At 68.3% G+C, this 290-nt stretch carries 1 pseudogene; it reads left to right on the top strand.

The annotated features are described in order from the left end of the window. Positions 1–45 precede the first annotated feature (45 nt). Positions 46–290 (top strand): annotated as a pseudogene (locus KUG43_RS16660) (Crp/Fnr family transcriptional regulator); the annotation flags it as partial.

Here is a 290-nt window from a genome sequence, read left to right as displayed (position 1 = left end):
GGCGTCTAGGTTGCGAGCAGTTCGCAATAAGGGCGCTCCTCCTCGATGCGCTACCGCTTCCTTCCCGATGACCCCGTCACTGCCGTGCGCATGCCGGCCGGCCAGACGGTGCTGCTCGATCCCACCCCCAGGCCCGGTGGGTCCTGCCTCGAAGTCCTCGATGGCATCGCCCGCGTCTACTGCCCCTGCGAGGAGACCGAGGGCATGACCCTGGCCTTCCTGCAGGCCGGTGATCAGCTGCGCACCGACCGGCTCTGCAGTGAAGGTGTCTGCGTCGAGGCCCTCACGCC

Origin of the sequence: Synechococcus sp. CCY 0621, assembly GCF_019038465.1 — a bacterium.
Classification (GTDB): Bacteria; Cyanobacteriota; Cyanobacteriia; order PCC-6307; family Cyanobiaceae; genus Cyanobium.
The sequence above is the reverse complement of the archived record's forward strand: the minus strand, read 5'-3'. Positions and strand labels throughout refer to the sequence as shown.